This window comes from Streptomyces sp. NPDC007162, from assembly GCF_040634175.1.
Lineage (GTDB): Bacteria > Actinomycetota > Actinomycetes > Streptomycetales > Streptomycetaceae > Streptomyces.
The window spans coordinates 1-8,637 of sequence record NZ_JBEYFC010000395.1; the positions used below are offsets into that span (position 1 = coordinate 1).

The following is an 8,637-nucleotide window of genomic DNA, read 5'->3' on the forward strand; positions in this document are numbered from 1 at the left end:
GCGTCGGCTTCGGCATGGGCGCGACGGTCATCTGGGAGAACCCGCACTTCGAGGGGGACAAGTGAGCACCACCGCCGAGCTTCTGAAGCAGGCCTCCGACCTGTTCCCCGACGAGGTCGTGACGTCGGCGCACGTACGCCACTTCGACCTCCCGTCCGGGGCCGGCCGGTTCGCGCTGATCACCCTGGACAACGGCCTGGACCACACCAAGCCGACCACCTTCGGCCCCGCGTCGCTGGCGAACCTCAACACCGCCATCGACCAGGTGGAGAAGGAGGCCGCCGACGGCACGATCGTCGGTGTCGGTGTCACCGGCAAGCCGTTCATCTTCGCGGTCGGCGCCGACCTCAAGGGCGTCGAGCTGCTCAAGGAGCACGAGCACGCGCTCGCCATCGGCAAGGGCGGCCACGAGGTCTTCAAGCGCCTCGCCGGCCTCGCGGTGCCGACCTTCGCGTACTACAACGGTGCCGCGATGGGCGGTGGCGTCGAGGTCGGTCTGCACTGCGCGTACCGCACGGTGTCGAAGGCCATCCCGGCGTTCTCCCTCCCCGAGGTCTTCCTCGGCCTGGTGCCCGGCTGGGGCGGCTGCACGCTGCTGCCGAACCTGATCGGCGCCGACAAGGCCGTCTCGGTCATCATCGAGAACAGCCTGAACCAGAACAAGCAGCTCAAGGGCCAGCAGGTCTTCGACCTCGGCATCGCCGACGCCCTCTTCGAAGGCGCCGACTTCCTGGAGCAGTCGCTGATCTGGACCGCCCAGGTGCTGAAGGGCGACATCAAGGTCGAGCGTCCGGCGATCGACCGCGGCGAGGGCTGGGACCAGGCCGTCGCGCGCGGCCGGTTCGTCGCCGACTCCAAGGTGCACGGCGCCGCCCCGGCCGCGTACCGCGCCCTGGACATCATCGCCGCCGCCAAGAACGGCGACCTCCAGCAGGGCTACGACGCCGAGGACCAGGCCCTCGCCGACCTGATCATGGGCGGTGAACTGCGCGCCGGCATCTACGCGTTCAACCTGGTGCAGAAGCGCGGCAAGCGGCCCGCCGGCGCCCCGGACAAGAACCTGGCGCGCCCGGTCACCAAGGTCGGTGTCGTCGGCGCCGGTCTGATGGCCTCCCAGCTCGCGCTGCTGTTCCTGCGCCGCCTGGAGGTGCCGGTCGTGCTGACCGACATCGACCAGGAGCGCGTCGACAAGGGCGTGGGCTACGTCCACGCGGAGATCGACAAGCTGCTCGGCAAGGGCCGTGTCAACCAGGACAAGGCCAACCGTCTCAAGGCCCTGGTCACCGGTGTGCTGGACAAGGCCGAGGGCTTCGCGGACGCGGACTTCGTCATTGAGGCGGTCTTCGAGGAGATCGGCGTCAAGCAGCAGGTGTTCGCGGAGGTCGAGGCGGTCGCCCCGGCGCACGCGATCCTCGCCACCAACACCTCCTCGCTGTCGGTGACGGAGATGGCGTCGAAGCTGAAGAACCCCGAGCGGGTCGTCGGCTTCCACTTCTTCAACCCGGTCGCGATCCTCCCGCTCCTGGAGATCGTGCGCGGCGAGGCGACCGACGACGCGTCCCTCGCGACCGCGTTCGCCGTCGCCAAGAAGCTGAAGAAGACCGCCGTTCTGGTCAAGGACGCCCCCGCGTTCGTCGTGAACCGCATCCTCACCCGCTTCATGGGCGAGATCCAGAACGTCATCGACGAGGGCACCCCGGTCGAGGTCGCGGAGAAGGCGGTGGAGCCCCTGGGCCTGCCGATGTCGCCGCTCGTCCTCCTGGAGCTGGTCGGTCCCGCCATCGGCCTGCACGTCTCGGAGACCCTCAACCGGGCCTTCCCGGACCGCTTCACGGTCTCCCCGAACCTCGCGGCCGTCGTCAAGGCGGGCAAGCGCGGCTTCTACGTGTACGACAGCGGGAAGCCGGAGCTGGACCCCGAGGTCGCCGCGCTGCTGAAGCAGGGCGACTCGGTCCTCAGCGAGGAGCAGGTCCGCGACCGCGTCCTGGACGCCGTCGCCCAGGAGATCGGGCTCATGCTCGACGAGGGTGTCGTCGCCGAGGCGCAGGACATCGACCTGTGCCTGATCACGGGCGCGGGCTGGCCCTTCCACCTGGGCGGCATCACGCCGTACCTGGACCGCGAGGGCGTCTCGGAGCGCGTGAACGGCAAGAAGTTCCTGGCCCCGGGCGTGGCGTCGGTCCCGGCGTAACGGCCGGTCAGCCGCAGGGGGCCTCCGCAGTGCTGCGGAGGCCCCCGTCGTCGTTCCGGGAAAATACCGGTTGTCATGAGAAAATCGCACACGCTCACAGGTCCGGTGTCCGGCCGCACGACGCTGCTCGCGGTCGTGGCGGCGCTCACCGCCCTGGCCGCGGCCCTCTCGTGGCCGGGCCGGGACGGGCACACCGACCGCACGTTCCGCGTCTGGCACTGGAACATCGCGGGGAACGCCCTGCACCACGGCGCCGTCGACGACGGACTGGCCGAGGCCGCCGTCGACTCGATACGCCACCGCGAGGCGGACTTCGTCTCCCTCAACGAGGTCTGCCGGGGCCAGTTCGACCGGATGAGGAAACTCCTCGCCGAGCGCGGGTGGCCCGACGGTCCCGGGGCGTTCGCCCGCTTCGCCACCACACGTGCCGCGTCGCCCGGACTGTGCGGTGGCACCGGCGACTACGGCATCGCCCTGTTCAGCAGGGAGCCGCTGGGCTCCTCGCGGGAGTACCTCCTGCCCTCCGACGGCACGGCGGAACACCGGCGGCTGCTGTGCGCGGCGCTGCGGGACGGGCCCCGGATGAAGTTCTGCACCGTGCACCTCACCACCAGCAACGCCGTGCGCTCCGGCGTTCCCGTCAACGTCCGGCAGCTCCGGGCGGTCCTGAACGTCCTGGACGGCTTCGACGCGGCCGGTCAGGCCTACATCATCGCCGGCGACTTCAACGCCCAGCCCGACTACGCCCGGCTGAACGCGTTCTACGCGCCCTCGGCGTCCACGGCCGCCAACCCCGCGAACACGGGAAGCCACCGGGAACTGGACGACGCGGACAAGGCCCACTGTCCCGGGTACGGGGAGTGGACGGCACTGGGGACTCCCGGCAGCGCGCCGCCCTGCGGGGGCCGTGCCAAGATCGATGAGATCTTCGTGCGCGAGTCGCGGCTGGCCGGACCGTACGCGGCCGTCGCCCTGGCCGTCCCCACCTCGTGCCGGGGGCTCGTCAGGTGCTCCGACCACCGTGCTCTCGTGGGTACGGTACGGCTGCGCATGCCCTGATCACCGGGGCCGCCCGGTCACCAGCGCCCGTGGAACGGCAGGTGCTCGCACTTCTCGTCCCCGCAGACCTCGCGGGCGCGGAGCGCGGACTCCCGGATCCAGTTGCCCTCGGGAATCCCGTGGACCCTGAGCCGCAGGGAGGCCGGCCTGGAGTGCAGGGCGCTGAAGACCGACACGAAGTCGACCTGGTAGGTGCCGGGCTTCCAGTCGTGCGCATGGCGCACGCTCCAGGTGCCGTCGTCGCGCACCGGCGCCTCGGCGATCAGCCGGCCGCCTTCGAGCAGCACCACCTTGGTCACGCCGTGGTCGGCGGTTCCGGAGAAGCGCGGCCGCGGTCCGCTGAAGGCGCCTTCGCGGGGGCCGAGGACGACCGGGGGCTCGACGTGGTCCCAGACGGTGAAGGGCACCGACGCGACCTCGGTCACGCCGGACTCCGTGAGCCCGACCGCCTGCAGCAGGTGGTCGCCGCCGGGCCAGCTGACCGCTCGGCGCCACTGCCAGGTACCGGTGGGACCGATGGAGGTGCCGCCGAGGTAGCCGCCGTTCTCGAAGAACAGCAGGTAGGACGTGCCGGGCGGGGCCGTTCCCGCGAACTTGTGCAGCGGGCTGACGATCTTCGAGGGGGTGGGGGCGGCGATCACGGGTGCCGGGCCGGTGATCCGGTTGCCGCCGTAGAGCACGGACTCGGGGTTGGCGACCGTGAACTCGGCGGTCACCGGCGGGTACTCACCCGCGCCGAGGCTGTCGGGGTTGACGAGGCCGGGCGGCAGGGTGCGGGCGTGCAGGAGCGCGGAGCAGAGGATGCGGGCCACTTCGCGGGCACCGGTCTCGTTGAAGTGGGTGGAGTCGACGATGCCCTCGGGGTGGTGGGGGTGCTCGCCCGGGTCGGTCCAGCGGAAGAGGCGCCGCGCCCGGGTGGGGCCGAGTTCCTGCAGCAACCGCGTGGTGTGGTGGTTCAGGTCGATCAGGTCGGCGCCCGTGCCGGCCGCGACCTCGCGGATCACGTCCGGGTAGACGTCATGGGTGTTCAGGACGTTGCCCTGGACGTCGTAGACGCAGCGCGCCGTCGGGGTGAGCAGCAGCGGCAGAGCTCCCTCACCGCGGACCGCCTCCACGTAGAGCCGGAGGAACTCGGCGAACTCCCGGGGACTGTGGTAGCGCAGCGGCACGTTGACCCGCTGTTCGACGGCACCGAAGTCGATGGCCACGATGTCGCCGGGGACGAGCGAGTTGAGCAGGCTCGCCATCCGCTCGGTGTAGTAGGACCGCGCGGTCATCGCGTCGCGGGCGTAGTTCTTGACCTCGTGGTGACCGGAGAGGAACTCGTCGAGGTACTGGCCCCAGCCGGCCATGGGCGCCTCTTCGGGCCTGCGGGAGGTGGCCACGGAGTTGCCCAGGATGCAGAACGTGTTCATGGTTCCTTTCAGAGCGGCCAGCCGGGCAGGCGCCCCGCGTGGAAGAGCTGGTTGCGGGGCGAACCCGCCTCGAACTGGCTGGCTATCGGGAAGTAGCTGGGCAGGAACGCGGCCAGGGTGGCGTCCTGCTCGTCCTCGGAGATGTCCCCGCCGTGGAAGTCGTTGAGGCAGAAGACGTCGTTGGCCCGCTCCGCGAGGAGGTGGTTGAGCCTCTTCACCTGCTCGCTGAGGCCGACGTTGACGAACCCGCTGGAGATGCCGCCCGGCACGCTGCGGCCCGTGTAGTAGCCGAAGTAGTGGTGCAGCGACGAGGCGACGGACACGTCCGACGGGTCGCGCAGCTGGTTGCGGGCGGTGTTGCCGAGCGCGTCCGGGAACTGCTCCTCCAGGTCGTACATGACGCTGCGGCGCAACGGGTGCGGGGCGTGGATGAACGAGTTGACGAGGGTCCGGCCGAACATCCAGGCCACCAGCTGCCGGTTGTTCTTCGCCGCCATGCGGCTGAACTCGTCGCCGTCCGTGATGGGGTTCATCGGAATGGCGTTCGACGACATGAAGTGCTTCGACTGGCCGTTGCCCAGGAAGAACAGGCCGGGCTGGAGGGGGCGGGCGGCGAAGACGTCGTCGTTGAAGTACAGGAAGTGCTCGGCCAGTCCTTCGATGTGGTGCAGCCGGCTCTCGATGGCGTGCGAGTTGTACGTGGGCAACGCCCCTTCGCCGCCGAAGATCTCGGTGTGGTCCACCACGCGGACCCGGGGGTGTTGGGGGTCCAGCCACTTCGGGACCTGCCGGTCCGTGACGAGGTAGATGTTCCTGATCCAGGGGGCGTACATGTCCAGGGACCGCAGTGAGTACCGCAGTTCGTCGCGGTTGCGGAAGCGGGCCGCGCTCGTGGCCGCGTCCTCCGTCTCGATCCCCTTGGCGGCCAGTACCGCGTTCTTGCGCTCCAGCCAGGAGACGTCGGCGCCGTCGACCCAGGTGTAGACGGCGTCGACCGGGAACGCGATGTCGTGGTGCAGGGTGCCCGCGAACGCTTCCAGCGTCGGGTACTGGCGCCCGCCGAGAGCCATCGGCACCCGGCGCAGCGCGCTCTTGGGCACCCTCGAACCGATCAGGGTGCGGTACGGGGAGACGATGGTGCCGGAGTCCTCCGGGTCGTCCTCCCAGAACGCGACGGTACAGCCGTAGGCCGCTCCGAGCCGCAGGGTGCGGGACGGTGTGACGACGCTCTGGTAGACCCGCACTCCGGAGCAGTCCGTGCGCAGGTACTCGGTGGCGAGTCCGGCGAGCGTGGTGGCGACCGAGGTGTCGGCGTCGTTGAGCAGTGCCATGTACACGGCCTGCTTCTCGAAGTGCTGGGCGAGCGCCTTGAGGACGGCCTCGCGGTGGTCGGCGTGCACGGCGACGGTGTGCCGCACCTTCGTGGTCCGGGAGACGAAGTACGGGATGCGGGCCGCTTCCAGCGCGGCAGCCGTCATCGCCAGGTTCGCCTGGACGGTGTCGAAGGGGGTCTCCGCGTCGATCAGGCGGCACACCTGTCCGCCGTCGCGCACCAGGCCGCGCTGTGTGAGGAGCCGCTCCTCGGCCTGCTGGAGCCGGCTGGAGTGCTGGGTGCTGCGCGGGGCGGCGGCCGCGGCCCGGGCCTGGCCGCCCGCACCGGCGACGAGGGCGTGCGCGGCGATCCGCTCGGCCTTCAGCGCGGCGCGGCGACCGCTCGCCCGGTCCGCATCGAGTGCGGTGAGCAGGCCGTCCCACTGGTCGCCGGCCCGGAACCGCAGGGCCGCCTCGGCGGCGAGGTTGCCCATGCCCAGGCGCGTCTCGGTGTTCTCGATCAAGTTGAGCAGCGAGGTGGCCAGGGCATCCGTGTCCCCGGGAGTGGTGAGGAGGCCGGTGCGCCCCTCGTGCACGATCTCCCGGGGGGCGTGGGGACTGTCGTACGCCAGGACGGGCACCCCGGCGGCCTGGGCCTCGCGCAGCGCCAGTCCCACGGCGTCCTCGGTCGAGGTGCTCAGCGCGACGCTGGCCTTGGCCCACTCCTCGGCGAGGCTGGGCGGTGCCTCCCCCACGAACTGGACGGTTCCGTGCAAGCCGAGCTGGTCGCGGTGGCCGGTGAGCCGGTTGCCGAGCGGGCCGTCACCGATGATCCGCAGGACCCAGGTGGGGTGCAGCGGGCTGACCCGCGCCCAGGCGGTCAGGGCGTCGGCGATCCCCGAACGCTCCTCCAGCCGGGCGGCCAGGGTCACCATCCGGGTCTCCAGTGTGGAGCGGGGCCGGAACCCCTCCGCGAGCGCGGGCGGGATCACCACGAGCGACGGGGCACCGGCGCCGAACGTCTCGGTGTACCAGTCGTGGGAGCGGGCGCACGCCAGCGCCACCGCGTCGCAGCGCGTGATGTGCCGGAGGAGGGGTTCGGCGGCGGGGCCGGCCACTTCCGGCGCACTCAGTTCGTAGTGGACCGTGAGGACGTGCGGCGGGGCGAACCGCGCGGCGTAGGCGAGCAGGGCCGACGAGGTGGTGACGAGGACGTCGACGTCGATGTCCTGAAGCGCGTACTCCAGTTCGATGTCGGCGAGCCGGTGGAAGCGGTCGTCCCAGCGGCGCTCGACGACCTCACTGGGCACCGCGCTCAGGGCGAGGCTGGTGCCGGCGTCCAGGGTCGAGCGGCGTACGGGCCGGTGCTGGAGCGACTCGATGAGGAACCTGACCGGCACCCGGGGATCGGGGGGCGTGAAGCGCCGGCGCCGCGCCTTGAACACACTGATGGCGCTGACTTCGTGCCGGTCGGCGAGCGTACCGGCGTGACCGAGCACGGCTCGTTCCTCGCCGCCCAGCACGTCGGCCTGGGTCAGCAGGAAGGCGATTCTCATGGGTTCCTCTACTCCGCCCCGGCACCGTCACCGCAGGTGAACCGCAGGTTCCCGGCGGGGGTGTAGCGGGGTTCGATCATCATCAGGGTGTCGCGTCGCGGTGCCACGAGGATCTTCCGCATCGCGAACACCCGCCCCGGCGCCCGGACGTCGTGCAGCCGGCGCCCGAGGCGCAGGGGCGCGCGGGCGTCCGTGTGGACGAGGACGTCCCAGTGCACGCGCCGGCTTCCGGTCGGGACCATCTCGGCCAGCGGGACGTCCACCCGCCAGACGCCGGGCTCCACTTCGTCCAGCGGGCGCGTCACACTCCGCCCGGCGGCGACGAACTCGGCCTGCCGGGCGTCGGAGCCGACTCCGAGCAGGCGCAGATCGACCTCGATGCGCGCGTGTTCGATGTGCACGTTGACCACCTCGGCGGCGGGCCGCGCCTTGGCGCACACCAAGCGCGCGTCACCCCGGACGGTCCGGCCGAGCCGGTAGCGGTCGGCGGTGACCGGCGACGACGTCATGGGCCCTGTCGTGCCCGTCGGAGGCCTCGTCAGCTCCGCGAGCAGCAGCGGGAACTGGCGGACCCGGCGCCCGGCGCCCACGTCCAGCCGCAGTTTCCAGCGCCCCGGGGTGACGGGCACTCCCCTGGTGCCGGTGCCCAGCAGCACCGCCGCGTCGACGAGGAAGCGGCCGTCCCGCCCGGCGTAGACCCGGGCGGGGACCCGGTGACGGTGGCGCCGACGCTGTACGACGATCTCGGCGTGGTCCGCCCCGGTCACCGAGCCGGGCAGCTCGGCGTGCAGGTTGACGGTCTGGCCGTCCAGCAGGGCGGCGTAGCGCAGACGTGCGGTACGGCCCGCCCTGCGGGGCAGGAAGAGCCGGTTCATCAGCCAGGCACGCGGCCGGGCGAGCCGGGCCGTGGCACGGCGCCGGACGGCGGCGAGGAGACGACGGCGCGCGCTCATCAGACCGCCGCCCCCTGCTCGACCTGGTGCCGCGCCGGGGACAGCGCCCGGTCGGGGAGCTCGTAGGGGCTGGCGAGGACGTGGTGCCCGGTGGGGCGATCAGCCCGATCGAGGGCGTCGGCCCCGACGACCTGCGCATCAGGGAACTCCTC

At 71.5% G+C, this 8,637-nt stretch carries 5 protein-coding genes and 1 pseudogene; 3 read left to right on the forward strand and 3 right to left on the reverse strand.

Annotated features, from left to right (window positions below; all coding sequences use genetic code 11):
* Positions 1-61 precede the first annotated feature (61 nt).
* Positions 62-2,191 (forward strand): 3-hydroxyacyl-CoA dehydrogenase NAD-binding domain-containing protein, encoded by a 2,130-nt coding sequence (locus tag ABZ646_RS33665; RefSeq protein ID WP_360527444.1) that lies wholly within the window; start codon positions 62-64, stop codon positions 2,189-2,191.
* 75 nt (positions 2,192-2,266) lie between these two features.
* Positions 2,267-3,250, forward strand: a complete 984-nt coding sequence (locus ABZ646_RS33670) for an endonuclease/exonuclease/phosphatase family protein (protein WP_360527447.1) — start codon at positions 2,267-2,269, stop codon at positions 3,248-3,250.
* A gap of 17 nt (positions 3,251-3,267) precedes the next feature.
* Here the strand turns inward: ABZ646_RS33670 and ABZ646_RS33675 are convergent, their stop codons facing one another.
* The 3 genes from ABZ646_RS33675 to ABZ646_RS33685 are packed head-to-tail and all read right to left on the reverse strand — an operon-like array spanning position 3,268 to position 8,485.
* Positions 3,268-4,665, reverse strand: a complete 1,398-nt coding sequence (locus ABZ646_RS33675; protein WP_360527450.1) for a hypothetical protein — start codon at positions 4,663-4,665, stop codon at positions 3,268-3,270.
* 8 nt (positions 4,666-4,673) lie between these two features.
* Positions 4,674-7,532 carry a stealth conserved region 3 domain-containing protein gene (locus ABZ646_RS33680; RefSeq protein WP_360527453.1) on the reverse strand — a complete coding sequence of 953 codons (2,859 nt, stop codon included), beginning with the start codon at positions 7,530-7,532 and terminating at the stop codon, positions 4,674-4,676.
* Between the two features lie 8 nt (positions 7,533-7,540).
* Positions 7,541-8,485 (reverse strand): hypothetical protein, encoded by a 945-nt coding sequence (locus ABZ646_RS33685; protein ID WP_360527456.1) that lies wholly within the window; start codon positions 8,483-8,485, stop codon positions 7,541-7,543.
* A 71-nt stretch (positions 8,486-8,556) separates the two neighbouring features.
* Here ABZ646_RS33685 and ABZ646_RS33690 point away from each other — a divergent pair.
* Positions 8,557-8,637: pseudogene (locus ABZ646_RS33690) on the forward strand (recombination protein RecR); the annotation flags it as partial.